The sequence below is a fragment of the Stenotrophomonas sp. a6 genome, assembly GCF_030913325.1.
GTDB lineage: Bacteria > Pseudomonadota > Gammaproteobacteria > Xanthomonadales > Xanthomonadaceae > Stenotrophomonas > Stenotrophomonas maltophilia.
The window spans coordinates 1,464,672-1,488,653 of sequence record NZ_CP133161.1; the positions used below are offsets into that span (position 1 = coordinate 1,464,672).

18 protein-coding genes and 3 tRNA genes are annotated in these 23,982 nt (G+C 67.0%); 13 read left to right on the forward strand and 8 right to left on the reverse strand.

Annotation, left to right across the window (positions count from 1 at the left end; genetic code table 11):
* Positions 1-78 precede the first annotated feature (78 nt).
* The 4 genes from Q9Q79_RS06735 to Q9Q79_RS06750 all read left to right on the forward strand — a co-directional run bounded on the left by Q9Q79_RS06735 (position 79) and on the right by Q9Q79_RS06750 (position 5,289).
* A complete protein-coding gene (locus Q9Q79_RS06735) occupies positions 79-450 on the forward strand; it encodes an arsenate reductase (protein ID WP_005412750.1) in 372 nt (123 codons plus the stop codon).
* A complete protein-coding gene (gene dapE / locus Q9Q79_RS06740) occupies positions 447-1,574 on the forward strand; it encodes a succinyl-diaminopimelate desuccinylase (RefSeq protein ID WP_049395930.1) in 1,128 nt (375 codons plus the stop codon). Before Q9Q79_RS06735 ends, dapE begins: the two co-directional genes overlap by 4 nt.
* Positions 1,575-2,109: 535 nt before the next feature.
* Complete coding sequence (gene asnB, locus Q9Q79_RS06745) at positions 2,110-3,801, forward strand: asparagine synthase B (protein ID WP_012479619.1); 1,692 nt, start codon at positions 2,110-2,112, stop codon at positions 3,799-3,801.
* A gap of 99 nt (positions 3,802-3,900) precedes the next feature.
* Positions 3,901-5,289 carry a cation:proton antiporter gene (locus Q9Q79_RS06750; protein ID WP_099485251.1) on the forward strand — a complete coding sequence of 463 codons (1,389 nt, stop codon included), beginning with the start codon at positions 3,901-3,903 and terminating at the stop codon, positions 5,287-5,289.
* 82 nt (positions 5,290-5,371) lie between these two features.
* On the opposite strand, the gene Q9Q79_RS06755 is transcribed toward Q9Q79_RS06750, so the two are convergent.
* Positions 5,372-7,699, reverse strand: a complete 2,328-nt coding sequence (locus Q9Q79_RS06755; protein WP_049395929.1) for a penicillin acylase family protein — start codon at positions 7,697-7,699, stop codon at positions 5,372-5,374.
* Positions 7,700-7,823: 124 nt separating this feature from the next.
* On the opposite strand from Q9Q79_RS06755, the gene bfr reads away from it, so the two are divergent.
* On the forward strand, positions 7,824-8,312 hold the full coding sequence (gene bfr / locus Q9Q79_RS06760) for a bacterioferritin (protein ID WP_005408763.1): 489 nt from the start codon (positions 7,824-7,826) through the stop codon (positions 8,310-8,312).
* Positions 8,313-8,731: 419 nt separating this feature from the next.
* Here the strand turns inward: bfr and parC are convergent, their stop codons facing one another.
* Together parC and Q9Q79_RS06770 are read right to left on the reverse strand one after the other, a co-directional pair.
* Complete coding sequence (gene parC, locus Q9Q79_RS06765; protein WP_024957854.1) at positions 8,732-10,975, reverse strand: DNA topoisomerase IV subunit A; 2,244 nt, start codon at positions 10,973-10,975, stop codon at positions 8,732-8,734.
* A 59-nt stretch (positions 10,976-11,034) separates the two neighbouring features.
* Positions 11,035-11,916 (reverse strand): helix-turn-helix transcriptional regulator, encoded by an 882-nt coding sequence (locus Q9Q79_RS06770; protein WP_005408765.1) that lies wholly within the window; start codon positions 11,914-11,916, stop codon positions 11,035-11,037.
* A 172-nt stretch (positions 11,917-12,088) separates the two neighbouring features.
* Between Q9Q79_RS06770 and emrR the strand changes: the two genes are divergently transcribed.
* Genes emrR through emrB form a run of 4 tightly spaced genes read left to right on the forward strand, consistent with a single transcriptional unit; the run spans position 12,089 to position 16,809 of the window.
* On the forward strand, positions 12,089-12,532 hold the full coding sequence (gene emrR / locus Q9Q79_RS06775; RefSeq protein ID WP_005408766.1) for a multidrug efflux system transcriptional regulator EmrR: 444 nt from the start codon (positions 12,089-12,091) through the stop codon (positions 12,530-12,532).
* On the forward strand, positions 12,529-14,022 hold the full coding sequence (gene emrC / locus Q9Q79_RS06780; RefSeq protein ID WP_033834101.1) for a multidrug efflux transporter outer membrane subunit EmrC: 1,494 nt from the start codon (positions 12,529-12,531) through the stop codon (positions 14,020-14,022). The genes emrR and emrC overlap by 4 nt, the downstream gene beginning before the upstream one ends.
* Before the next feature lie 11 nt (positions 14,023-14,033).
* Entirely contained in the window at positions 14,034-15,215 is a 1,182-nt protein-coding gene (gene emrA, locus Q9Q79_RS06785; RefSeq protein WP_005408768.1) for a multidrug efflux MFS transporter periplasmic adaptor subunit EmrA, read from the forward strand.
* Positions 15,216-15,222: 7 nt separating this feature from the next.
* Positions 15,223-16,809 carry a multidrug efflux MFS transporter permease subunit EmrB gene (gene emrB, locus Q9Q79_RS06790; RefSeq protein WP_032966542.1) on the forward strand — a complete coding sequence of 529 codons (1,587 nt, stop codon included), beginning with the start codon at positions 15,223-15,225 and terminating at the stop codon, positions 16,807-16,809.
* A 111-nt stretch (positions 16,810-16,920) separates the two neighbouring features.
* On the opposite strand, the gene Q9Q79_RS06795 is transcribed toward emrB, so the two are convergent.
* The 3 genes from Q9Q79_RS06795 to Q9Q79_RS06805 all read right to left on the reverse strand — a co-directional run bounded on the left by Q9Q79_RS06795 (position 16,921) and on the right by Q9Q79_RS06805 (position 18,558).
* On the reverse strand, positions 16,921-17,199 hold the full coding sequence (locus tag Q9Q79_RS06795) for a hypothetical protein (RefSeq protein ID WP_049395927.1): 279 nt from the start codon (positions 17,197-17,199) through the stop codon (positions 16,921-16,923).
* 324 nt (positions 17,200-17,523) lie between these two features.
* Positions 17,524-17,608 (reverse strand) — tRNA-Leu (locus tag Q9Q79_RS06800).
* Positions 17,609-17,658: 50 nt separating this feature from the next.
* Positions 17,659-18,558: a LysR family transcriptional regulator gene (locus Q9Q79_RS06805; protein WP_201863799.1), complete on the reverse strand. Its 900-nt coding sequence runs from the start codon at positions 18,556-18,558 to the stop codon at positions 17,659-17,661.
* A 99-nt stretch (positions 18,559-18,657) separates the two neighbouring features.
* Here Q9Q79_RS06805 and Q9Q79_RS06810 point away from each other — a divergent pair, with 99 nt between their 5' ends.
* Entirely contained in the window at positions 18,658-19,404 is a 747-nt protein-coding gene (locus tag Q9Q79_RS06810) for a sulfite exporter TauE/SafE family protein (RefSeq protein ID WP_123958369.1), read from the forward strand.
* Between the two features lie 56 nt (positions 19,405-19,460).
* On the opposite strand, the gene Q9Q79_RS06815 is transcribed toward Q9Q79_RS06810, so the two are convergent.
* Positions 19,461-19,545: transfer RNA gene (locus tag Q9Q79_RS06815), tRNA-Leu, on the reverse strand.
* Positions 19,546-19,750: 205 nt separating this feature from the next.
* Positions 19,751-19,835 (reverse strand) — tRNA-Leu (locus Q9Q79_RS06820).
* Positions 19,836-19,963: 128 nt separating this feature from the next.
* On the opposite strand from Q9Q79_RS06820, the gene rnr reads away from it, so the two are divergent.
* The 3 genes from rnr to rlmB all read left to right on the forward strand — a co-directional run bounded on the left by rnr (position 19,964) and on the right by rlmB (position 23,895).
* Positions 19,964-22,423, forward strand: a complete 2,460-nt coding sequence (gene rnr, locus Q9Q79_RS06825; RefSeq protein WP_005408773.1) for a ribonuclease R — start codon at positions 19,964-19,966, stop codon at positions 22,421-22,423.
* 94 nt (positions 22,424-22,517) lie between these two features.
* On the forward strand, positions 22,518-23,000 hold the full coding sequence (locus Q9Q79_RS06830; RefSeq protein WP_005408774.1) for a GFA family protein: 483 nt from the start codon (positions 22,518-22,520) through the stop codon (positions 22,998-23,000).
* A 151-nt stretch (positions 23,001-23,151) separates the two neighbouring features.
* A complete protein-coding gene (gene rlmB, locus Q9Q79_RS06835; protein WP_005408775.1) occupies positions 23,152-23,895 on the forward strand; it encodes a 23S rRNA (guanosine(2251)-2'-O)-methyltransferase RlmB in 744 nt (247 codons plus the stop codon).
* The last annotated feature ends 87 nt before the right edge of the window (positions 23,896-23,982 follow it).

Below are 23,982 nucleotides of genomic sequence, written 5' to 3' on the forward strand. Positions count from 1 at the left end.
GCTTGCCGAGAGTGCCGTTCCGGGTCGTGTCCGAGCGCCTGTTGTGAGATTCTGGCCCTCTGTTTTCCAGCATCACAGATGGCCATGAGCACCACTGTCTACGGTTTGAAGAACTGCGATACCTGCAAGAAGGCGACCAAGTGGCTGGACCGCTTCGGCGTGCCGTACACCTTCGTCGACTACCGCGAGAACAAACCCAGCCCGGAAATGCTGCTGGAATGGGCCGCGCAGCTGGGGGGGCTGGCGGCGATGGTCAACAAGTCCTCCACCACCTGGCGGCAGCTGCCGGACAACCGCAAGGCTGCGGACTCCGAGGCCGAATGGAAGCTGCTGCTGCGCGAGTATCCGCAGCTGATCAAGCGCCCGCTGGTGGTCACCGCCGATGGCAAAGCCAGCCAGGGTTTCAGTGACAATGGTTTCAAGGCACGCTTCGGCGTGGGCGACGCATGAGCGCGGTCCTCGACCTGACCTGCGAGCTGATTGCGCGACCTTCGGTAACGCCGGACGATGCTGGTTGCCAGGCGCTGTTGGCGGCGCGGCTGAAGCAGGCCGGATTCCAGTGCGATCATCTGCGCCTGGGCGACGTTGACAATCTGTGGGCGACCCATGGCCAGGGCGCGCCGGTGCTGGTTCTGCTGGGCCACACTGACGTGGTGCCCACCGGCCCGCGCGAGTCCTGGACCAGCGACCCGTTCACCCCACATATCCGCGATGGCGTGCTGTATGGGCGCGGTGCCGCCGACATGAAAGGCAGCGTGGCGGCGTTCGTGGTGGCCGCCGAGCAGTTCGTCGCCGACCATCCCGACCATCCCGGCACGCTGGCGGTACTGCTGACCAGCGACGAGGAGGGCGATGCCATCGATGGCGTGCGCCACGTTGCACGCCTGTTCGCCGCACGCGGGCAGCGCATCGACTGGTGCATCACCGGTGAGCCGTCGTCGACCGCGACGCTGGGCGATCTGCTGCGCGTGGGACGTCGCGGCAGCCTGTCGGCCAAACTGCGCGTCCAAGGCGTGCAGGGCCACGTGGCGTATCCGGAAAAGGCACGCAACCCGATTCACCAGGCGGCGCCGGCCCTGGCAGAACTATGCGCGCGGCGCTGGGACGAAGGCTACGAGAGTTTCCCGCCGACCAGCCTGCAGATCTCCAACATCCACGCCGGCACCGGTGCCAACAACGTGATTCCCGGTGAGCTCGACGTGGATTTCAACATCCGCTACAACCCGCACTGGGATGCGCCGAAGCTGGAGGCGGAGATCACCGCACTGCTGGAACGGCATGGCCTGCAGTACACGCTGAAGTGGCATCGCAGCGGCGAGCCGTTCTACACCCCGGAAGGCACGCTGCGCGCCATCGCCCGTGCGGTGCTGGCCGAGCACATCGGCCGCGCGCCAGAAGAAAGCACCGGCGGCGGCACCTCCGATGCACGCTTCATCGCGCCATTGGGCGCGCAATGCATCGAAGTAGGCCCGGTCAATGCCAGCATCCACCAGGTGGACGAGAATGTGCGCGTGGACGATCTGGAAGCGTTGCCGGGGCTGTACCAGCGGCTGGTGGAACGGCTGCTGGTGTGAGGAGGGCGAGTGCCGACCGTGGGTCGGCACACCTTCCGCAGGACTGCAGCCGGGCCCTGGTCCGAAAAGATGAATAACGGCGGCATGATCGCCTTTTCCCAGTAGCTTGGCGCGCCATGTAGAAGCGCTGCGCCTGGGGCCTGGCGAACAAGCCGGCCGCCGCTGGCAGGGCCGAAGGCGGGTGAGGGTCTGGTAGGCCGCCAGGCCCAGGCAGGGCAGGGCAACCAGTGCCCCGGTGCCTCGGTTGCCGACGCAACTGTTGCGCCGCGCTGGAAACCGGGGTAGGGTCGATGCCATGTCGATCCGCCTGGCCACCGCCGTCAACAACAACAACCGCAATAATCTGCGCGCGAATAATCGTGCGCGGCCGATGCGGGACTGCGCCCTGGGTAGATAGACAGCAACACACGCCCGGACACCAGAAAACCCGCATCAGCCGATGCGGGTTTTTTTGTGCCCGGGCGCAGCCTACCCGGGCCTGGATGGCCGGTCGAACACCTTCCCACCCGTGAAATTCCCCAACAGGAGCTCCCTCATGTGTTCGATCTTCGGAATCTTCGGCCTGCAGGCCGGTGACGATCTTCCCACCCTGCGCCGCCACGCGCTGGAACTGTCGCAACGCCAGCGCCACCGTGGCCCGGACTGGAGCGGCGTGTACCTCGACGAAGGTGCGCTGCTGGTCCATGAACGGCTGGCCATCGTCGATCCGGCCGGTGGTTCGCAGCCGCTGCTGTCGGCCGATGGCCAGCTGGCGCTGGCGGTGAACGGCGAGATCTACAACCACCAGGCGTTGAAGGCAGCGCTGACCACCACCTACGACTTCCAGACCGGCTCGGACTGCGAGGTGATCAACGCGCTCTACCGCCAGGGCGGCGCGCCGGCGCAGTGGCTGGAACAGCTCAACGGCATCTTCGCCTTCGCGCTGTGGGACCGTGACAGTGGACGCGTGCTGGTGGCGCGCGACCCGGTCGGTGTGGTGCCGCTGTACTGGGGCCACGACGCCCAGGGGCGCTTGCGCGTGGCCTCGGAAATGAAGGCGCTGGTCGATACCTGTGCCGATGTCGCGCAGTTCCCGCCGGGCCACTATTTCGACAGTGCCAGCGGTAAACTGGTGCGCTACTACCAGCAACCGTGGCGTGACTATGCCGACGTGCAGGGTCGCCAGGCCGATCTGGCCGAACTGCGCCAAGCCTTCGAGCATGCAGTGGAACGCCAGTTGATGAGTGACGTGCCGTACGGCGTGCTGCTGTCCGGTGGCCTGGACTCGTCGCTGGTGGCGGCGGTAGCCGCGCGCTATGCACGTCGCCGCATCGAGGATGGCGGGCAGACCGAAGCCTGGTGGCCGCGCCTGCATTCGTTCGCGATCGGCTTGAAGGGCTCGCCCGATCTGGCTGCCGCTGCCATTGCTGCCGAAGCGCTGGGCACCGTGCATCACGGTTTCGAGTACACCTTCGAGGAAGGCCTCGATGCGCTGCCGGAAGTGATCCGCCACATCGAAACCTACGACGTCACCACCATCCGCGCCTCCACGCCGATGTTCCTGCTGGCGCGGCGGATCAAGGCGATGGGGGTGAAGATGGTGCTCTCCGGCGAGGGCAGCGACGAGATCTTTGGTGGCTACCTGTATTTCCACAAGGCACCGGATGCGCGTGAATTCCACGAGGAGCTGGTGCGCAAGCTCGACGCGCTGCACAACTACGACTGCCTGCGTGCCAACAAGTCGATGATGGCCTGGGGCGTGGAGCCGCGCGTGCCGTTCCTGGATCGTGAATTCCTCGACGTGGCGATGCGCTTCGATGCCGCGCACAAGATGGTGGGCGCCGGGTTCGGTGGCCGTCGCATCGAGAAGGCGGTGCTGCGCGAGGCGTTCGACGGCTACCTGCCGGACAGCATCCTGTGGCGTCAGAAGGAGCAGTTCAGCGATGGCGTCGGCTATGGATGGATCGACGGCCTGAAGGCGCATGCCGAGGCGCAGGTGAGTGACCGCGTGCTGGCGGCGGCCGACAAGCGCTTCCCGCACAACCCGCCGCAGACCAAGGAGGCGTATTACTACCGCCACCTGTTCGAGCAGTTCTTCCCAAGCCGTGCGGCAGCGGAGACCGTGCCGGGCGGCAAGTCGATCGCCTGCTCGTCGCCGGCGGCCATTGCCTGGGACGCCAGCTTCGCCGCAGCTGCCGACCCTTCGGGACGCGCGATCGCCGGCGTGCACGAGCAGGCACTGGCCTAAGCCCCAAAAAGGGGACGGAGGGGATTAAGTCGTAAGTGGCATAAACGACTTAATCCCCTCCGTCCCCTTTTTGTATGATCGCCCCCTGCGCATTGGGGAATGTTCATGGACGTACAGGCAGGCGGCAACGCGCCGCCCACGAAATGGGGATGGCGTTATCTGGCGTGGGCCGGGGTGCCGTTGCTGGCCGGGGTGCTGCTGGCGCGGTATGCCGGGCCGGCGGCCCCCGAGATGGTCGCCCGTGCCACGGTTGCTGCCGAAGGCAGCTGGGCGCAGCATCTGGCGTCTCCGCTGGGCCTGTTCCTGCTGCAGCTGCTGGTGCTGCTGCTGGTAGCCAAGGGCGCCGGTGCGCTGCTCAAGCGCTTTGGACAACCGGCGGTGATTGGCGAGATGGCGGCCGGCCTGATGATGGGCCCGCTGGTGCTCGGCAGCCTGCTGCCGCAGTTGCATGGTGCGTTGTTCCCGGCCAGCTCGTTGGGGCCGCTGGGCATGCTCAGCCAGCTGGGCGTGCTGATGTTCCTGCTGGTGGCCGGTGCCGAGCTGGACCTGGCAGCACTGCGCGGCCGCCGGCGTTTCGCCTTCACGGTCAGCCATGCCGGCATCGCGGTGCCGTTCGTGCTCGGCGTCGCGTTGGCGATCTGGCTGTATCCGCAGCACGGCCCGCAGGGCGTGGGCTTCACTGCCTTCGCACTTTTCGTCGGCATCTCGATGAGCATCACCGCGTTCCCGGTGCTGCTGCGCATCCTTGCCGACCGCGGCATCGCGCAGACGTCGCTGGGGCAGACCGCCATCGCCTGCGCGGCATTGGGCGATGCCACCGCATGGTGCCTGCTGGCACTGATCGTGGCGGCTGCACAGGCCAGTGGATGGCTGCCGGCCAGCCTCAACCTGCTGTGCGTGGTCGCCTTCGTGGCGCTGATGCTGGGGCTGGTGAAGCCGTGGTTTGCCCGCCAGCAGATCGCGCCGGGCCGTGAGGGGCGCTGGCTGCTCGGCATCCTGCTGCTGTCGCTGGGTAGTGCCCTGATCACCGAAATGCTGGGCATCCACGCGCTGTTCGGTGCCTTCGCGGCGGGCGTCGCGGTATCGTCCAACGCGCAGCTGCGCGACCTGTTGATGGCCCGCGTCGAACCGTTTGCGGTGACCCTGCTGCTGCCGTTGTTCTTCGCCATGACCGGCCTGCGCATGCGTGCCGATGCGCTGCAGGCCAGCGACATCGTGTTGTGCGGGGTGGTGATCGTGGTGGCCACGGCCGGCAAGCTGCTGGGCACCTTCAGTGCTGCACGCAGTGCCGGCATGCCCACGCGCGAGGCGTGGCGGTTGGGCGCGTTGATGAACACCCGTGGCCTGATGGAGCTGATCGTGCTCAACCTGGGTTACGAGCTGGGCCTGCTCGGCGACCGCCTGTTCGCGGTGCTGGTGGTCATGGCGCTGGTGACCACGGCGATGATCGGGCCGCTGCTGAACCTGATCGAGCGTCGCAGGGCTTGAGCGTTGAACGGTGGTGCCGGCCGCTGGCCGGCAACCTCATGATGCTGGACACACCTGCATCGATGCCGGCCAATGGCCGGCACTACCGCGCCGGCACCAGTGTCATCACGTGCTGTGCCTTGCCGGGCAGGAAGGGCGTCGGCCGTCCATGCACCCAGTCCTCGTGGCCGGCGCCCCAGTAGGGTGACAGTGGATGGCCGCTCTGGCCGCCCGGCATGTGCACGATGCCGTCGGCCTCGTGGCCGGGCGAGACCACCATGCGCTCGGAAGCACCGAAGTTCGGCGTCTGCACGCGTGGCATGTCACGGTCGCCGGGCAGCTGGTCGGCGGGCATGCACAGCCAGCGCTTGGCGATGCCCGGCAGCGCCCGTGCGATGGGGTGGCAGATCGCCGCAGTGTTGCGTTCGCCCCAGGTGCGCTTGGACAGCGGTCCCTGCTTGGCCAGCTCGCTCTCGGTACGGCGTGCCGCGTCGATCAGCAGCGCATCCCAGCTGTCGAAGGCCGGTGGCAGCAGATGGGCCGGACGCTGTTGCAGCATCGGCCAGGCCACGCCTTCCAGCTGCGCCAGTCGCGGGTCGAGGTAGTCATCACCCAGCTGCGCATGGGCCGGTGCCAGCAGTGCATCGGACAACGTCTCCATCACCTGGGTGCGGAATTCACGTACTACCCGGTAGCTGACCGAACTGGCCGCGGCACGACCGCCCCATTGATGGCTGACTTCCTTCAAACGCTTCAGTGCAGGGTCGTCACTGCGCTCGATGACGTCGTGCAGCAGGGCCCACCAGCGCTGCAGGAACACCGCGCGATCGTCGAGCTGGATCGCCAGCAGATCGTGCTCGTCGAAACGGTCCTGGATGGCGAGCAGATCGCGGATCTGCCGCGCGCGGGCGCCAAGGTCATAACCACCGTTGCCGACATTGGCCAGTGCCTCGCCGTCGAGGACGCGGCCGTTGGCGGTCCACAGGCGATGGTTCGGTGGGTCGATCAATGCCGGCGAGGCGTCGCTGCGGATCGGCCAGGGGGCGCAGTCCTGGTTGTTGGCGGCGGTGAAGCCGGCCGGTGCACAGCCCGGACCGCGGTCGGGGCGGGCGCCGATCAGGCGCCAGGCGATGCGTCCGCTGCGGTCGCCGACCACCAGGTTCTGTGCGGGGATGCCGGCGTGGTCGGCGAACTGCAGGGCACTGTCCAGGTCACCGGCGCGGGCCAGGTCACCGAAGTCCAGGCGCACCGCGCCGGGCAGGTGGGCGACCCAGCGCAGCGCGTCGCCGCTGCCATCGGCATGCGTGTGCAGGATCGGCCCCCAGGCGGATTCGCGCACCGGGAACAGCACGTCGGCCTGGCCGGCCACCGCAATCCGCTCTTCATGCACGGTCACTGCGGCGTTGGCTGGTTCAGTGCGGTAATCGGCGGTGTCTATGTAACTGTTGGTGAAGCCCCAGGCGACGTGCCCGTTGCTGCCGACGATCACCGCCGGCAGGCCCGGCAGGGAGAATCCGGTGACGTCGACCTGGCCGCCAGCGGCCTGTGGATCGGGGTAGCGCAGGCGCACGCGGAACCACAGGCCCGGCGCGCGCAGGCCCAGGTGCATGTCGTCGGCGACGATCGCGCGACCGTCGGCGGTAAGCGCACCGGCCACCGCGAAGTTGTTGCTGCCGACGGCGTCGACCTCTTCCTGCGCGGTGCCGGATTTTCCCTTCAATGTGCGCAGGTCGAGCTGGCTGGCATCGGGCAGGGCAGCGTTGCCGGTGGGTTCGCCGAACAGCGGTGCATCCCATTCGGTGCCGTCGTGGGCGATCAATGCGTACAGCGCCGGCGGCACCACTGCGCGGATGCGGCTCAGTGCAAGCTCGGTCTGGTTGCCGGGGTCCTGCAGGTCGGCGTACATGGCCAGCCCGGTCAGCACGCTGTCGCTGGCCTGCCACGGTTGCGGCGACTGCCGCAGCAGCAGGTAGGCCCATGGCCGCACGGAGAGGCCGGCCAGGCCCTCATTGACCCCACCGACATAGGCGCTCACGGCTTCGACGTTGTCGCCCAGCGCAGCCTGCATGTTCGCCTCGGTGCGCGCGCGCAGCCGATGCACGCGCATGCGCTTGTCGGCATCGATCGCTTTTGGGCCAAACAGTGCGGACAGTTCGCCGGCGGCGCTGCGGCGCATCAGGTCCATCTCGAAATAGCGTTCCTGCGCATGCACGCGGCCCAATGCGCGCATCGCGTCAGCCTGGCTGGTGGCGGTGATGGTGACCACGCCCAGCGCATCGCGCTCGATGGTGACCGGCCTGGCCAGGCCGGGCAGCGCATGCTCGCCGTCCAGGTCGGCCAGGCTGCCGCGCAGCAGCAGCCACAGGACCAGTGCGGTGACCAGCACGATGGCGACCAACACGCCCAGCACCCAACGCCATATACGTCGCATCGCACGTCCTTTCCGAACTCGTGGGCCGATTGTAGCCGCAGGCGCAACTGCGACTGATTCCGATTAGATCACCGTATTTTGAAATGCGGCACCCTATGCCGCATCGATTCACAGGAGCCCCCCCATGAAAGGCAACCCGGACGTCATCGCCTGCCTGAAGGAACTGCTGCGCGGCGAGCTTGCTGCCCGCGACCAGTACTTCATCCATTCCCGCCGCTACGAGGACCAGGGCCTGTTCGCGCTGTACGAACGCCTGAACCACGAGATGGAAGAGGAAACCCAGCACGCCGATGCGCTGCTGCGCCGGATCCTGTTCCTGGGCGGCGACCCGGACATGCGCCCGCATGCCACCGAGCCGGGTAAGACCGTGGAAGAGATGCTGCAGAAGGATCTCGACACTGAATACGCGGTTCGGAACAATCTCGCCGCCGGCATGAAGCTGTGCGAGGAGAAGGGTGACTACGTGAGCCGCGACATCCTGTTGGCCCAGCTGAAGGACACCGAGGAAGACCACGCCTGGTGGCTGGAGCAGCAGCTGGGCCTGATCAAGCGCATCGGCCTGGAGCTGTACCAGCTGAGCAAGATCGACGGCAACGGCGCCCCGGCGCACTGAGCCGGAGGTGGCGCCGGGCAATTCCCGGCGACCACCCGGTAGAGCCGACCGCTGGTCGGCTGCTTTTCGGTAGAGCAGCCGACTGACAGTCGGCTCTACCAGGAGCAAAAGAGCAGCCGACCAGCGGTCGGCTCTACCAGCAGCACAGCGTTCTGTCGCCCGCCAGCACCGGAGCATCGCACAGCCAGCCTTCGCCAGCCAGCTGCTCCACCGCCCGCCAGCCGACAACGAAAAAGCCGGGGAATTCCCCGGCTTTTTCGTGTCCGGGGTCGGATCCGTTTTCAGCGAAAACGGCTCTGACCCCATTGGGATCGAAAACGCCAACCGAGGTTGGCGTTTGCCGGGGGTAATGCGTGTCAACCAAGGTTGACACCCACCTCAACCAAGGTTGACACCCACCAGGGGCAGGGCCCAAGCCCTTATTCCACCGACAACCCTTCCACCTTCTGCCAGCCGCGCGGCAGCAGGTGGCCGCGGGTGGCGCGGGCGCCGAGGTAGGCGTCGAGCTCGTTGAACTTCAGCCCCATCGTGCGCTGACCGCTGCGCACCTGCAGGGTCTGCCCCGGGCTGATCGCCACGATGGCGACCACGCGTTCAGTGGCGAGCTTGGCCTTCGGGATCTCGATGATCTTGTTGCCCTTGCCCTTGTCCAGTTCCGGCAGGTCGTTGGCGGCGATCGCCAGCAGGTTGCCGGAACTGGTCACCGCCACGATGCGGTCGGTGGCCACGTTGGCGACCATCGACGGGGTGAGCACCGACGAGCCGGACGACAGGTTCAGCATCGCCTTGCCGGCCTTGTTGCGACCGATCAGGTTCTCGAAGCGGGTGACGAAGCCGTAGCCATGGCTGGAGGCCAGCACGAAGCGGGCATCCGGCTCGGCACTGGCCAGGGTCACGAAGCTGGTGCCCGGTGCCGGCGAGAAGCGGCCGGTCAGCGGTTCACCGTTGCCACGCGCGGAGGGCAGGGTGTGCACCGGCGTCGAGTAGGCGCGGCCCTCGCTGTCGAGGAACGCGACCTGCTGGGTGCTGCGCGCACGCACCGCGCCCTGCAGGGCATCACCGTCGCGGTAGGAGAGGGCGGACGCATCGACGTCGTGGCCCTTGGCGGCACGGATCCAGCCCTTTTCCGACAGCACCACGGTCATCGGCTCGCTCGGCACCAGCTCGGTCTCGTCGATGGCCTGCGCGGCCTGGCGCTGCACCAGCGGCGAACGGCGCGCGTCGCCGAACTTCTTGGCGTCGGCCGTCAGTTCGTCGCGGATCAGCTTCTTCAGCTTGGCCTTGCTGTCGAGGATGCCGAGGATCTTCTCGCGTTCCTTGGCCAGCTCGTCCTGCTCGCCGCGGATCTTCATCTCTTCCAGGCGGGCCAGCTGCTTCAGCTTGGTTTCCAGGATGTACTCGGCCTGTTCCTCGGACAGGCCGAAGCGCGCGATCAGCGCCGCCTTCGGTTCGTCCTCGGTACGGATGATGTGGATCACCTCGTCCAGGTTGAGGAAGGCGACCAGCAGGCCTTCCAGCAGGTGCAGGCGGCGCTCGACCTTCTGCAGGCGGTGCTGCAGGCGGCGGGTGACGGTGTTGCTGCGGAAGGTCAGCCATTCGCTGAGCAGCATCTTCAGGTTCTTCACCTGCGGTCGGCCGTCCAGCCCGATCACGTTGAGGTTGACGCGGTAACTGCGCTCCAGGTCCGTTGTCGCGAACAGGTGGCCCATCAGCTGGTCGGCGTCGACGCGGTTGGAACGTGGCACCAGCACCACGCGCACCGGGTTGGCGTGGTCGGATTCGTCGCGGATGTCTTCCAGCCACGGCAGCTTCTTGGCGCGCATCTGCGCGGCGATCTGCTCGATCACCTTCGACGGCGACACCTGGAACGGCAGCGCCGTCACCACGATGTTGTTGGCTTCCTTGTTGAAGGTCGCACGCGCACGCACGCTGCCGTTGCCGGTCTCGTAGATGTTCCGCAGATCGTTGGCGGCGGTGATGATCTCGGCGCTGGACGGGTAGTCCGGGCCCTGCACGTGCTCGCACAGGTCGCGCACAGTCGCATCGGGGTTGTCCAGCAGGTGCAGCAGTGCGCTGACGATCTCGTTGAGATTGTGCGGCGGCACGTCGGTGGCCATGCCCACGGCGATGCCGGTGGTGCCGTTCAGCAGCAGGTGCGGCAGCCGCGCTGGCATCCAGGTCGGTTCCTGCAGGGTGCCGTCGAAGTTCGGTGCCCAGTCGGTGGTGCCCTGGCCCAGTTCGCCCAGCAGTACTTCGGCGATCGGGGTCAGCTTGGATTCGGTGTAACGCATGGCCGCGAACGACTTCGGGTCATCGCTGGAGCCGAAGTTGCCCTGGCCCTCGATCAGCGGGTAGCGGTACGAGAACGGCTGCGCCATCAGCACCAGCGCCTCGTAGCACGCGCTGTCGCCGTGCGGGTGGTACTTACCGATGACGTCACCGACGGTGCGCGCGGACTTCTTCGGCTTGGACGCGGCATTCAGGCCCAGCTCGCTCATCGAATAGATGATGCGGCGCTGCACCGGCTTCAGGCCGTCGCCGATGAACGGCAGGGCGCGGTCCAGGACCACGTACATCGAGTAGTCGAGGTAGGCGCGTTCGGCGTACTCGCGCAGCGGCAGTTGTTCGAATCCGTGGAACACGGGGCGGGCAAGTTCGGTCATGCGGCGTTGTTACCTATGTCGGGAGGCGGCGACGGCGGTCGCCGCTCGCAATCCTGTGATTATCCGGATGCGGCGGGGGATGCCAAGCCACGTGCAGGGTCCAGCCCGGTTTCGAGGCCATGCCCGGCCCGCGCCAGATAGCGCCCCGGTGGCAGCCCGAAGTGGCGGCGGAACACGGTGACGAAGGCACTGGCGCTGCTGAAGCCCAGTGCATGGGCGATGTCGGCCACGCTGCGGCCATCGGTCAGCTGGCGCAGGGCTTCGGACAGGCGGGCCTGTTGCCGCCACTGGGCGAAGCTGAGCGTGGTCTCGTCGCGGAAGTGACGGGTCAGGCTGCGCGGCGACAGGCCGGCCCAATGCGCCCATTCGGCCAGGCTGCGCTCGTCGGACGGGTCGGCCAGCAGCTGCGAGGCGATCTTCAGCAGGCGCCGGTCGTGCGGCATCGGCAGGTGCATGCGCTGGCGCGGCGCGGTGCGGATCTCGTCCAGCAGCACCTCGATGATGTGCTGGCGCTCGGGCGTGGTGTCATAGCCCAGCGGCCATTCGCAGATGCGGTCGGCCAGCGCCTGCGCCAGCTTGGACAGGCCCAGTACGCAGGGATCGGCGGGCAGGGTGGCGCAGGCCGGCGCGGCCAGTGCCATGCCCCAACCGCGCAGCGGACCGTCCAGGGTCACCGTATGCGGCTCCAGCGGCGGCATCCAGCCGGCCGAACCCGGCGCCAGCGACCACGTCCCGTGCGAGGTGCGGGTGGTCAGCAGGCCACGCTCGACACAGATCAGCTGGGCGCGCTGGTGGTGGTGCCAGTCCACTTCCCGGACCAGCCCCTGCGGGCTGTCGAAGCGGAAAGCGACCACCGGTGGGCCATCGTTGCGCTCGAACCAATCCAGTGCGTCGTCCCTGAGCAGGCGCTTGGGAGCGGGAATTTCTGCCTTGTTCATCATGTCCGCTGGCTGAAATGTGTCATCCATTGGCTGAATTGTACTACCGGGCCACCTGACCAGATCATTAAGGTAGGCGCCTTCATTGATCCAGCCCACTGCTGCAACACAGCATTCGATGCCAGATCGAATATTTCCATTGAGAAATATTTTTTTTGGAAGAGAATGCTCCCCCATGATCTGTCCTGCAACCACTCCCCCCAGTTTCGGCCTGCTGCTGCGCCAGGTGCGCGACGGCCTGGTCCGGCAACTCGACGCGTCCATGGCTGAAGAAGACCTGGGTATCGGCTTCACCCACTACATCGGGTTGAAGGTGCTCTCGCACATGGCCCCGTGCACGGCCAACGAACTGGCCCAGGCCATCGACCAGGTACCCAGCGCAGTCACCCGCCTGCTGGACAAGCTCGAGGCACTGGGCTGCGTCCGCCGCGAACCGCATGCGCAGGACCGGCGTGCGCTGCAGATCGTGCTGACCGATGAAGGCCGCGCATTGTGGGCGCGGTTGAAGCTGCGCGGCGACGCGGTGATGGATTACGCCCTGCGTGATCTTTCCGCCGACGAGCGCACGCTGCTGCTGTCCCTCCTTACCCGAATCCGCGATTCCCTGACGACCCCATGAACCCGATCCCGCATTCCACTCTCCGCCGGTCCGGGCGCGCGCTGCTGGTGTCAGCGCTGGCCCTGGCCCTGGCCGCCTGCGCCAGCAGTCGTGGCCTCAACCCGCAGGGCCACGTGCTTGACGTGGACAGCCTGCACAGCGAACGCACCCTGGCCGACACCGACCTCAGCGCCACCGGCTTCCCGGCGCAGGACTGGTGGAAGGCGCTGGGCGATGCGCAGCTGGACGCGCTGGTCGCCGAGGGCCTGGCCGGCCACCCGAGCCTGGACGCCGCCGACGCGCGCCTGCGCCAGGCCCAGGCCCAGGTCGGCACCGCACGTGCCGATGAGCTGCCCAGCCTGTCGGTGTCCGGTGGCTATACCGGGCTGCGCCTGCCTGAGTCGATGGCAGGCAGCGAGATCGGTGGCCATTACGCCGGCAGCAGCCAGGTCGCCTTCGACTTCAGCTATGGCGTGGACCTGTGGGGCGGCAAGCGCGCCGCCTGGGAAGCGGCCGTGGACGGCGCGCATGCGGCCACCGTCGAGGCCCAGGCCGCACGCCTGAACCTGTCCACCGGCATCACCCAGGCCTATGCCGACCTGGCCTACGCCTGGCAGCTCAACGATGTGGCCGAGGAAGAGCTGGCCCGTTCGCAGAAGTCGCTGGAACTGACCCGCCAGCGCCGCCGCGCCGGCATCGACAGCGATCTGCAGGTGCGCCAGGCCGAGGCCCGCGTACCGGCCGCGCAGCAGCAGGTGCAGGCCGCACAGCAGCGGATCGACGCGGCTCGCACCGCACTGGCCGCGCTGGTCGGCAAGGGCCCGGACCGTGGCCTGTCGATCCAGCGCCCGCAGCCGCTGAACCCGGTGGCGCTGCAGCTGCCGGGCGTGCTGCCCAGCGAACTGCTGGGCCGTCGCCCCGACATCGTTGCCGCACGCTGGCGCGTTGAAGCGGCCGACAAGCAGATCAAGGTTGCCAAGACCAGGTTCTACCCGAGCTTCAACCTGACCGCGCTGGCCGGCGTGGTCGCCCCGAACGTGGGCGACCTGCTGAAGAGCAGCTCCACCTTCGCCTACATCGGCCCGGCGCTGAGCCTGCCGATCTTCGAAGGCGGCAAGCTGCGCGCCAACCTCGCCAACACCGATGCGCAGTACGACCTGGCGGTGGCCAACTACAACCAGGCCGTGCTCGACGCACTGCGCGACGTCGCCGACCAGGTCAACGCGGTGCGCTCGCTGGCGCAGCAGGCGCACTCGCAGCAGCAGGCGGTGGATACCGCACGCTCGGCCTTCGACCTGGCCCAGCAGCGTTACCGCGCCGGCATCGGCAGCTACCTGGACGTGCTGACCGCGCAGTCCACCCTGCTGCAGTCGCAGCAGCAGCTGGCCGGCCTGCAGTCGCAGCAGGTGCAGTCCTCGGTGCGCCTGAGCAAGGCGCTGGGCGGTGGTTTCCAGCCCGCTGACGCCGACCGCGCACCGATCGCCTCCCATTCCGATTCCTCGCATTCCTGAAGACGCCCGCCATGAGCCAGACCCAAGACACCGCGGCCCCGGCCGCCCCCAACCGCCGCGGCAACCTGCTGCGCGGCCTGTTCGTGATCGTCGTGCTGCTGCTTGCCGCACTGGCGCTGTGGTACTTCATGTTCGGCCGTTGGTTCGAAGAGACCGACGATGCCTACGTGCAGGGCAACCAGGTGCAGATCACCCCGCTGGTGGCCGGTACCGTGGTCGCCATCAACGCCGATGACGGCATGCGCGTGGAGCGCGGCCAGCTGCTGGTCCAGCTGGACCCGTCCGACACCGCGGTGGCACTGCAGCAGGCCGAAGCCAACCTGGCCAAGACGGTGCGCCAGACCCGTGGTCTGTACCGCAGCGTGGAAGGCGCCCAGGCGGACTTGAACGCCCGCCAGGTGACCCTGAAGCGCGTGCGCGAAGACTTCGCCCGCCGCAAGGACCTGGCCGCCACCGGCGCCATCTCCAACGAAGAACTGGCCCACGCCCGTGACGAGCTGGCTGCCGCCGAAGCGGCCGTGGCCGGCTCGCGCGAGACCGTCGAGCGCAACCGCGCGCTGGTCGACGACACCGTGATCGCCACCCAGCCGGACGTGCAGGCGGCTGCCGCGCAGCTGCGCCAGGCCTTCCTCAACAACGCCCGCGCCGGCATCGTCGCGCCGGTCACCGGCTACGTCGCCCGTCGTTCGGTGCAGGTCGGCCAGCGCGTGCAGCCGGGCAATGCCCTGATGGCCGTGGTGCCGACCGAGCAGATGTGGGTCGAGGCCAACTTCAAGGAAACCCAGCTGCGCCACATGCGCCTGGGCCAGGAAGTGGAACTGAAGTCGGACCTGTACGCCGGTGACGTGAAGTACAAGGGCCGCATCCAGAGCCTTGGCCTGGGCACCGGCTCCGCGTTCTCGCTGCTGCCGGCGCAGAACGCCAGCGGCAACTGGATCAAGATCGTGCAGCGCGTGCCGGTGCGCATCGCCATCGATGCCAAGCAGCTGGCCGAACACCCGCTGCGCATCGGCCTGTCGATGAAGGCTGAAGTGAGCCTGCGCGACCAGAAGGGCGAAGTGCTGCCGAGCACTCCGGCCAAGGGCACGGTGTTCGACACCGACGTGTATGCCAAGCAGCTGCATGATGCCGACGAGGTGATCCACACGATCATCCAGGGCAACCTGCCGCAGCAGCAGGCGAAGGTGGGCTGAGGTCGCCATGTCCGCACAAGCTCCAGCCGCGCCCGGCGCTCCGGGCGCACCGGCGGCGCCGGGTGCGGCCTCCGGGTTCCTGCCGCCCAGCGTCGCACTGTGCACCGTGGGCCTGGCGATGGCCTCGTTCATGCAGGTGCTCGACACCACCATCGCCAACGTCTCGCTGCCGACCATCGCCGGCAATCTCGGCGCCAGTTCGCAGCAGGCGACCTGGGTCATCACCTCGTTCGCGGTCAGCACGGCCATCGCGCTGCCGCTGACCGGCTGGCTCAGCCGCCGTTTCGGCGAACGCAAGCTGTTCGTCTGGGCCACGCTGGCCTTTGTCATCACCTCGCTGCTGTGCGGCCTGGCGCAGAGCATGGGCATGCTGGTGCTGTCGCGTGCGCTGCAGGGTTTCGTGGCCGGCCCGATGTACCCGATCACGCAGTCGCTGCTGGTCTCGATCTATCCGCGCGAGAAACGCGGGCAGGCATTGGCACTGCTGGCGATGATCACGGTGGTTGCGCCGATCTGTGGCCCGATCCTCGGTGGCTGGATCACCGACAACTACAGCTGGGAGTGGATCTTCCTGATCAACGTGCCGCTGGGCATCTTCGCCGCGCTGGTGGTGGGCAACCAGCTGAAGGGGCGCCCGGAGCAGATCGAGAAGCCGAAGATGGACTACGTCGGCCTGGTCACCCTGGTGATCGGCGTCGGTGCGCTTCAGCTGGTCCTCGACCTGGGCAACGACGAGGACTGGTTCTCGTCGATGAAGATCGTGGTGCTGGCTTGCGTAGCGGTGGTGACGCTGACGGTGTTCCTGATCTGGGAGCTGACCGACAAGGATCCGATCGTTGACCTGAAGCTGTTCCGGCACCGCAACTTCCGCGCCGGTACGCTGGCGATGGTGGTGGCCTACGCGGCGTTCTTCAGCGTGGCGCTGCTGATCCCGCAGTGGCTGCAGCGTGACATGGGCTACACCGCGATCTGGGCGGGCCTGGCGACGGCACCGATCGGCATCCTGCCGGTGATCATGACCCCGTTCGTGGGCAAGTATGCGTCGCGCTTCGATATGCGCATGCTGGCCACGGTCGCGTTCATCGTGTTGTCGATGACCAGCTTCCTGCGATCGAACTTCAACCTGCAGGTGGACTACATGCACGTGGCCGGCGTACAGCTGATCATGGGCATCGGCGTCGCGCTGTTCTTCATGCCGGTGCTGCAGATCCTGCTGTCGGACCTGGATGGACGCGAGATCGCGGCGGGCTCCGGCCTGGCCACGTTCCTGCGTACGCTGGGTGGCAGTTTCGCGGCGTCGCTGACGACGTGGCTGTGGGCGCGGCGCACCCAGGTGCACCATGCCGACCTGACCGAGCATATCTCGGCCTATCAGCCGGGCATGCAGGACCAAGTGGCGGCGATGGGGCAGGGCGACCTGCAGCACGGCGCAGCGGTACTGAACAACATGATCAACCACCAGGCATCGCAGATGGGCTTCAACGACATCTTCTTCCTGCTGGGCTGGATCTTCCTGGCGATCATCACGTTCCTGTGGCTGGCCAAGCCGCCATTCGGCGCAGGTGCGGGTGCAGCCGCCGGTGGTGGGCACTGAAACTCCCTGGAAACACCGTGCTGTATTTTGACCCCGCCGCGAGGCGGGGTTTTTGTTGGGGCGACGCTGGTCGCGCGGGCATTGCCCTCGGGGTGGTGCAACGGCGCAGGTTCAGCGCGTGCGATAGACGCGTTTGAACACCACCCGGTCGGAAGACAATCGGGAAATGGCCCAGATCCCCGCCGCAAGTACGGCGCCGCATGCGAGCCAGCCGGCAGTGGCCTGAAATCGGCTGCCGACAAGTGCGCCGCAGATGATGGCGGCGACAAAGACAAGCATTACGGCCTCCTTTGATGCGCCGTAATGGACCTCGGCCTGGCATCCCACGCATACGCTTACGCCGTGGTTCGAGCCGGTATGGCAGTGTGGGCAGATGATGCTGCGCTGCATTGGTGCGTCCTTTGGGGGAGAGGAGGGGCGCTGGTCAGGTCGTGGCGATACACCCGCAGCCGGCTCCCGCAAATCTGCCTCCCACCGAAAAGGAATCGGGTGGATCTCGACTAGGAAAAGTACGAATTGAACGGGGAACGTGAAATGCGCCCCAAAAGGGGGCCGTTCAAGGTCTGGTGACGACGCGCCCGGAGGAGGTATGCACCCGCAGACGACGCCCGGGCGGTGCGAGATACGACAGTCCGAGTGGCGGTTGCGATGCCAGGATCGCCAAACCCCGGAAACGAAAAAACCCGCTTTCGCGGGTTTGATCATCTTGAGTCGTGGTGCCCAGGAGAGGACTCGAACCTCCACGGTTTTACCCGCTAGTACCTGAAACTAGTGCGTCTACCAATTCCGCCACCTGGGCGACTCAGGAGATGAATTGTGCGGGACGGCAGAGAGTGTGTCAACAACATTTCACACATTTTTCTGCGGCTGCACGCCCAGGTGAAGCAGCAGGCTGCGCATCGCCGGTGACAGCTGCGCCCATTCGGCGAAACAGGCGCACAGGCGGCGCTGTGCCCACGCATCTGCAAGCGGGACCGCAACAGTACGGGTATTGCGTCGATGCTGGCGGGCGATGGTGCGCGGCACGATGCCGAGACCAATGCCGTGGCCGACCATGATGCACACGCCTTCGAACGTCTTCATGCGGATGCGCACGTCCAGGCGTCGCCCGATGTCGCGTGCCTGGTCTTCGATGTAGGCCTGCAGTGCATTGCCGTCGGCCAGCGCGACGAAGGTCTCGCCGGCAACATCGGCGAAGGCCACGCTGCGCCGCGATGCGAAGCGGTGTTCCGCGGGCAGCAGCATCACCAGTGGATCTTCGGCGACCACGTGCTGCTGCAGGCCGGCAGCGTCGACCGCATCACTGATGATGCCGGCTTCGGCCTGGCCAGCGTTGATCGCACGCACGACTTCGGGGCTGGTGCGCTCCAGCAGTTCCACGTGCAGGCGCGGGCGTTCGGCCAGCCACGGTGCCAGCCGCGAAGGCAGGTAGTTGGTCAGTGCTGCGGTGTTGGCATACAGATGCAGTGTGCCGCGCGCGCCGTGCGCGAACGCCTGCAGTTCACCGCGCAGCTGCGCCTGCTGCTGCAGGATCAATCGTGCATGGTGGGCGAGGGCGGCGCCGGCTTCGGTCAGGCTGACGCCGCGGGGGTGCCGGTTCACCAACGCGGTGCCGGCATCGGCTTCGATCGTGCGCAGGCGTTCGCTGGCCGACGCCAGTGCCAGGTTTGCCTGCGCTGCGCCGGCCGTGATGCTGCCCGCCTCGGCAATCGCCAGGAACAGGCGCAGGTCGGCGATATCCATCCGCATGTGATGCCCTCATCGCAACGGCTGCGCCTTCGGATCAGCCGAAGGCAAGGCCGGAAACACCGCATTGTGCGCCGAGCGGCCGGCCGATCCAATGAAGGCATGAATGAATCGATGTACTTCTACGTGCTGCTGGTGGTGGTGTTCGTGCTGGCCGGTGTGGTCAAGGGTGTGACTGGCATGGGGTTGCCGACGGTGGCGATGGGGCTGCTGGGCAGCACGCTGTCGCCGGTGTCGGCAGCGTCGATGCTGTTCATTCCCACTTTCGTCACCAATGCGTGGCAGCTGTTGTCCGGGCCGTCGCTGGGCCACATCGTGCGGCGTTTGTGGCCGATGATGCTGGCCGTGGTGGTGGTGACGCTGGGTTCGGCCGCGCTGCTGGTGCGGGTCGATCGCACTTGGTCGCGCGTTGCGCTGGGCGTGGCATTGGTGGTCTATGCCGCCTATGCGTTGCTTGCGCCGGTGTTCCGCGTGCAGCAGCGGCGCGAGCGTTGGCTGGGGCCGCTGGTGGGGGCGTTGTCGGGCGTGGTGACCGGCGCCACCGGCGTGTTCGTGATGCCGGCGGTGCCATACCTGCAGTCGCTGGGGTTGCAGCGCGAGGAGCTGGTGCAGGCGCTGGGGCTGGCGTTCACGGTGTCAACGATTTCGCTGACCGCCGGCCTGGTGCTGCACGGCGCATTCGGCATCCAGCAGCTGGGGCTGAGTGCGCTGGCGGTGCTGCCGGCATTGCTGGGCATGTGGCTGGGGCAGGTGATCCGGCAGCGCATCAGTGCGCGGGTGTTCCGGGGCTGCTTCCTGGGTTTCCTGCTGTTGCTCGGGCTGGAACTGGTGCTGCGGCCGCTGCTCTGATGCCGGATTCCGGGCATGAAAAAACCCGCTCTCGCGGGTTTTTCTCATTCTCGACGTGGTGCCCAGGAGAGGACTCGAACCTCCACGGTTTTACCCGCTAGTACCTGAAACTAGTGCGTCTACCAATTCCGCCACCTGGGCGTCGAGGAGCGAGATTATGGGGTGTTGTTACGGGGGTGTCAACACTTTTTCTGGATCCGGTGTCGGACCTCGTTTCGCGTGCGGAGCAGGCTCTGACCCCATCTCACTCGCTTGGGGTCGGAGCGCTTTCCTTCGGAAAGGCATTCGGCCCCGTTGCTGGATTGCAGGCAAAAAAAATCCCCGCCGAAGCGAGGAGTTTTTTCGTTGGTGCCCAGGAGAGGACTCGAACCTCCACGGTTTTACCCGCTAGTACCTGAAACTAGTGCGTCTACCAATTCCGCCACCTGGGCGTTCCAGAGGCGCAATTGTGAAGATGAATCCGCAGGCTGTCAACGACTTCCTGAATATTTTTCACGCAAGGCCTTCAAGACGGCCACTGACCCGTTCTGCACGCCGTCAACGGCTACCATGTAGGGCGATGACTACCAAAAAACCAAGCAAGGGCGGGAGCACCTCCCGCAGCCAGGCCCCGAAGAAGGGCGCCAAGGCGGGCACGGCCCGCGCCACCAAGCCGGGCAAGCCGTTGCCGGGCTGGTTCCCTGAATTGAATGAAGGCGGCGCACCGCCGCGTGGCCGCAAAGTCCGCAGCAGCGACGCACCGGGCCCGGCCCCGGGCCGCAAGTTGCCGCCGACCGGCAAGGTGATCGACGATCCCTATGCCGCCCGCGAAGCAGAGAAGTACGAACAGCCCATCGCCAGCCGCGAAGCCATCCTGGCCCTGCTGGAGCGTTGCGAAGGGCCGCAGACGGCAGAGGAACTGGGCGCACGCCTGGGCCTGACCGCCCCGGACCGTGCCGAAGCACTGTCGCGCCGGCTCGGCGCCATGGTCCGCGACGGCCAGCTGGTGCAGAACCGCCGCGGCGGCTTCGCCCCGATCCAGACCCTGAACCTGGTCACCGGCGTGGTGATCGCCAACCCGGAGGGGTTCGGCTTCCTGCGCCCGGTCGAGGGCGGCGACGACCTGTTCCTGCCGCCGTATGAAATGCGCAAGGTCATGCACGGCGACAAGGTGCTGGCCCGCGTGACCGGCATCGACCACCGTGGCCGCCGCGAAGGCAGCATCGCCCGCGTGCTGGAGCGCGGCATGACCCGCCTGATCGGTCGCTTCAGCATCGAGATGGGCATCAACTACGTGGTGCCTGACGACAAGCGCGTGCAGCGCAACGTGCAGGTGCCGCCGGACCAGACCGGTGGTGCGCGCGACGGCCAGCTGGTGGTCTGCGAACTGACCCAGGCGCCGGACAGCCGTCGCCCGCCGATCGGCCGCATCATCGCCGTGCTCGGCGACAAGCTGACCGCCTCGCTGGTGGTGGAGACCGCCATCCACGGCCATGAACTGCCGTTCGAGTTCCCGCAGGAAGTGCTGGACGAAGCCGCCTCAGTGCCGCTGGTGGTCGAGCCGGCGATGATCGGCGACCGCGTGGACCTGCGCAGCATGCCGCTGGTCACCATCGACGGTGAAGATGCCAAGGACTTCGACGACGCGGTGTACTGCGAGCCGAACGCCGATGGCTTCCGGCTGGTGGTGGCGATTGCCGATGTCTCCAACTACGTCCGGCCCGGCACGCCACTGGACGAAGAGGCGCAGAAGCGTGCCACCTCGGTGTACTTCCCGGGCTTCGTGGTGCCGATGCTGCCGGAGACGCTCTCCAACGGCATCTGTTCGCTGATGCCGAAGGTCGACCGCATGTGCTTCGTCTGCGACATGCAGATCGACCGCGACGGTCTGGTCACGCATTCGCGCTTCTACGAAGCGGTGATGAACTCGCATGCGCGCCTGACCTACACCCAGGTGTGGAAGGCGGTGGGTGAGGACGATGCCGATACCAAGGCCTGGATGGGCGACCTGCTGCCGCAGGTGCAGCGCCTGCACCAGCTGTACAAGGTCCTGTCCAAGGCGCGTGCCAAGCGTGGCGCCATCGAGTTCGAAAGCAGCGAAGTGCGCTTCGTGCTGGACAACCGCGGTGAAGTGACCCAGGCCGGCATGCTGGTGCGCAATGACGCGCACAAGCTGATCGAGGAATGCATGATCGCGGCCAATGTGGAGGCGGCGAAGTACCTGCTGTCGCGCCATGTGCCGGCCCCGTACCGCATCCACGAGAAGCCGCCGGAAACCAAGTACGCCGACCTGCTGGAATTCCTCAAGGAGTTCAAGCTGAGCCTGCCGCCGTGGTCGAAGGTGCGCCCGGGCGATTACACCAAGCTGCTGAAGAAGATCCGAGACCGCCCCGATGCCACGCTGCTGGAATCGGTGCTGCTGCGCAGTCAGAGCCTGGCGATCTACAGCCCGGAGAACCACGGTCACTTCGGCCTGGCGCTGGAGGCGTACGCGCACTTCACCTCGCCGATCCGCCGTTACCCCGACCTGCTGGTACACCGCGCGATCAAGCACGCGCTGTCCGGCAAGCCGCTGGACAAGTTCACCTACAACGCGCGCGAAATGGCCGCGCTGGCGCTGCAGTGCTCCGAGCGCGAGCGCCGTGCCGATGAAGCCGAGCGCGAGGTCGACGAACGTTACCGCGCGGCGTGGATGGAAAAGCACGTGGGTGGCCAGTTCGATGGCGTGATCAGCGGCGTGACCAGCTTCGGCCTGTTCGTGGAGCTGGATGAGTCGAAGGTGCAGGGCCTGGTGCACGTGACCCAGCTGCCGCAGGACTATTACAAGTTCGACGCCACGCGCAAGACGCTGACCGGCGAGCGCCGCGGCAGCAGCTACCGGCTGGGTGACCGCGTGCGGATCCTGGTACTGAAGGCCAGCATGGAAGAGCGCAAGATCGACTTCCGCCTGGTCGAACACAAGGGCGAGGACGAAGGCGATGGCCTGCCGCCGCTGCCGGAGCGTGGCAAGCCGGCCAAGCGGAAGAAAGAGAAATACTGATGACCGTGGTAGTGCCGGCCGCTGGCCGGCATCCATGGCACCCTCGGCACCGACGGGTTGCCGGCCAGCGGCCGGCACCACCAGGAGACATCGCATGCAAGGCCAACCCGAATACAGTGGCGGCTGCCAGTGCGGCGCGATCCGCTTCCAGGTGCGTGGCGCGCTGACCGACAGTTCGATCTGTCATTGCCGGATGTGCCAGAAGGCCTTCGGTGCCTACTACGCACCGCTGGTGTCGGTGCGTGGCGTGCAGTTCAGCTGGACCCGTGGCCAGCCGCGCTATTTCCAGTCCTCCAACGTGGTGCGCCGGGGCTTCTGTGCCGACTGCGGTACGCCGCTGAGCTACGAGGCGCCGGACGGCGTGGCGGTGGCGGCCGGCGCCTTTGACGAACCCGAGCGCCTGCCGCCGACGATCCAGTACGGGGTCGAGCGCAAGCTGCCGTTCGTCGATACGCTGGCCAGCCTGCCGGCCCGTCGTACCGAGGAAGACATCGCGGCGCTGGAGTTCCTGGCCACCATCGTGTCCCATCAGCACCCGGACCACGACACGCCGCACTGGCCGCCGCGCAGCCGGTAACGCCCCTGTAGCGCCGAGCCCAGGCTCGGCTGGCAGGTCGCCGCGGCCTCAGCCCGGCAGCGAGCGCAGGCTCGGCTCAACAGGGGCCCCGCCGCAGCGCCCGGCCCGCCGATGCTCTACCATAGCCACCCCCTTTCCGGTCCCCGCCCGCATGAGCAAGAACAGCCAGTGGATCGTCGGCGTCAACGCCGTCGCCTCCTCCATCGAGAACGACGCCGAGAACGTCCGCGAAGTGCTGGTCGAGGCCGGTGCGAAGAACCCGCGCCTGACCGAGATCGAGGAAAACGCCCGCCGCAAGGGCATCGACGTGCGCAAGGTGAACAGCCAGGCGCTGGACGGTGTCGGCGGTTCGGTACGCCACCAGGGCGTGGCCGCGCGCTATGCCGCCGCCCGCACTTACAGCGAGAACGAGCTGGAGGGCCTGGTCACCGCAGCCGAGGGCAAGGCCCTGCTGCTGGTGCTGGACGAAGTGCAGGACCCGCACAACCTTGGCGCTTGCCTGCGCTCGGCGGCTGCCGCAGGCGCCACTGCCGTGATCATCCCCAAGGACAAGTCGGCCACGGTGAACGCGACCGTGCGCAAGACTTCGGCCGGTGCCGCCGATCTGATCCCGGTGGTGGCGGTGACCAACCTGTCGCGTTGCCTGAAGGACCTGCAGAAGCAGGGCGTGTGGATCTACGGCCTGGCCGGCGAAGCCACCGCTTCGCTCTACCAGCTGGACCTGAAGGGCAACATTGCCCTGGTGCTGGGTGGCGAGGCCGATGGCCTGCGCCGCCTGACCCGCGAGAACTGCGATGGCCTGGTCAAGATCCCGATGCCGGGCGAGATCGAGAGCCTGAATGTTTCCGTCGCCGCGGGCGTCAGCCTGTTCGAGGCCGTGCGCCAGCGCGGTTGATTTCGGGGTCGGATCTCTTTTCCATGTGCCGTGTCGACCAAGGTCGACACCTACCGGGCCGTTGCTGTGTCGACCAAGGTCGACACC

Bases quoted from the DNA above. Each gene is read 5' to 3' on its own strand.
- Q9Q79_RS06805 (WP_201863799.1), bottom strand. From the start codon at position 18,558: ATGCGGATGGATATCGCCGACCTGCGCCTGTTCCTGGCGATTGCCGAG.
- dapE (WP_049395930.1), top strand. From the start codon at position 447: ATGAGCGCGGTCCTCGACCTGACCTGCGAGCTGATTGCGCGACCTTCG.
- rlmB (WP_005408775.1), top strand. From the start codon at position 23,152: ATGAGCAAGAACAGCCAGTGGATCGTCGGCGTCAACGCCGTCGCCTCC.
- Q9Q79_RS06750 (WP_099485251.1), top strand. From the start codon at position 3,901: ATGTTCATGGACGTACAGGCAGGCGGCAACGCGCCGCCCACGAAATGG.
- asnB (WP_012479619.1), top strand. From the start codon at position 2,110: ATGTGTTCGATCTTCGGAATCTTCGGCCTGCAGGCCGGTGACGATCTT.
- emrB (WP_032966542.1), top strand. From the start codon at position 15,223: ATGTCCGCACAAGCTCCAGCCGCGCCCGGCGCTCCGGGCGCACCGGCG.
- Q9Q79_RS06770 (WP_005408765.1), bottom strand. From the start codon at position 11,916: ATGATGAACAAGGCAGAAATTCCCGCTCCCAAGCGCCTGCTCAGGGAC.
- Q9Q79_RS06810 (WP_123958369.1), top strand. From the start codon at position 18,658: ATGAATGAATCGATGTACTTCTACGTGCTGCTGGTGGTGGTGTTCGTG.
- emrR (WP_005408766.1), top strand. From the start codon at position 12,089: ATGATCTGTCCTGCAACCACTCCCCCCAGTTTCGGCCTGCTGCTGCGC.
- Q9Q79_RS06755 (WP_049395929.1), bottom strand. From the start codon at position 7,699: ATGCGACGTATATGGCGTTGGGTGCTGGGCGTGTTGGTCGCCATCGTG.
- Q9Q79_RS06830 (WP_005408774.1), top strand. From the start codon at position 22,518: ATGCAAGGCCAACCCGAATACAGTGGCGGCTGCCAGTGCGGCGCGATC.
- bfr (WP_005408763.1), top strand. From the start codon at position 7,824: ATGAAAGGCAACCCGGACGTCATCGCCTGCCTGAAGGAACTGCTGCGC.
- parC (WP_024957854.1), bottom strand. From the start codon at position 10,975: ATGACCGAACTTGCCCGCCCCGTGTTCCACGGATTCGAACAACTGCCG.
- rnr (WP_005408773.1), top strand. From the start codon at position 19,964: ATGACTACCAAAAAACCAAGCAAGGGCGGGAGCACCTCCCGCAGCCAG.
- Q9Q79_RS06795 (WP_049395927.1), bottom strand. From the start codon at position 17,199: ATGCAGCGCAGCATCATCTGCCCACACTGCCATACCGGCTCGAACCAC.
- Q9Q79_RS06735 (WP_005412750.1), top strand. From the start codon at position 79: ATGGCCATGAGCACCACTGTCTACGGTTTGAAGAACTGCGATACCTGC.
- emrC (WP_033834101.1), top strand. From the start codon at position 12,529: ATGAACCCGATCCCGCATTCCACTCTCCGCCGGTCCGGGCGCGCGCTG.
- emrA (WP_005408768.1), top strand. From the start codon at position 14,034: ATGAGCCAGACCCAAGACACCGCGGCCCCGGCCGCCCCCAACCGCCGC.